Below are 1128 nucleotides of genomic sequence, written 5' to 3'. Positions count from 1 at the left end.
ACCCCGAGACGAACCTGCCCTATCCCAATGCCGCCGAGGGCGATGTCATTCAAGTGACCTGGGGCGGCGTATTCGTCCTGAGCGATCCGCTGACCGCAGAACAGGCCGCCGGGACGGTGCCGATCGTTGTATGGGTCACCGAAGCCGACATTCGTGAGGCCGACGACTCGGACAGTTCGGGCCTTGCCGTGGCGTTCGAGGTGTACGACGCGGTCGAAAACCGCTCGCAAGGCTGGAGTGCCGCGCAGCGCGTGGTGGTGGCGATTGATGTGTCACGCGTGATGGCGCCGCTACTTAAGGGGGCGGTGAACAATGTTTTCGACGTAGATGGCCTGGTAGGCAATGGCATCGCGCAGATCGTGGCTACGGAAGAAGAGGGATTCAATAAAGACGACATCATCATACTGCGCATAAAAGGCATGCCCGCCGAAGGCGGTCCGATTGACATGGAGTTCTCCAGCGATCCATTGATCGGCGCGCCAACTGTTTTGGAAATGCCGGTACCTAAAGCCTTGCTCCAGCAGCTCCCTACCACTCAGATGGCGATGTCCTATCGGGTTAAAAAAGCTGATGGATCCGTCGAACTACGGTCCAAATCGCGGTTTACCAGTATCATCGGCGAACTCAAACGCCTGCTGGCGCCCGTTGTACCGGACGCCGTAGACGGCGCGCTCGATCCCACACTGGAATCGGTCAACATCGAAATCCCGTTTGACACGTCCTTCGCCGCTGGTCAAGTCATCCGGCCGATGTGGCTCGGTACCCGCCCGGATTTCTCCACCTACCTGCCCGACCTGCCTCTGCACCCGATCACCAATGGCGAAATCGTAGCCGGCGAACCGCTGAAAATCAGTGTCGACGGCGAGCACCTGACGCAGATCAACGGCGGCAAGGTGGATATTTATTACCAGTTGCTGATTGAAGATTCCGTGCTCGGCAGCTTGAACCACGTCAACGCCACCCACGCCGTGCGTGAATCGCTGCATCACGACCTGCTCAATGTCGGCGAACCGCGCCTCGAACTGCCGGAACCAGAGGTCGCAGGCGTAGTGGAAGGCTTTCTGCCGGCGGATCGCAACGGCACCAACCTGATCGTCAATTACCTGAAAACCGAACCTGGCGATGAAG

1 pseudogene is annotated in these 1128 nt (G+C 59.0%); it reads left to right on the top strand.

The features are described 5' to 3' along the window. Positions 1 to 1128, top strand: a pseudogene (locus GIW69_RS26120) (hypothetical protein); the annotation flags it as partial.

The organism is Pseudomonas syringae (assembly GCF_021605415.1).
In the GTDB taxonomy this organism is placed as follows: Bacteria; Pseudomonadota; Gammaproteobacteria; order Pseudomonadales; family Pseudomonadaceae; genus Aquipseudomonas; species Aquipseudomonas syringae_S.
Note: the sequence above shows the minus strand (reverse complement) of the source record. Positions and strands in the feature narration are given on the sequence as shown.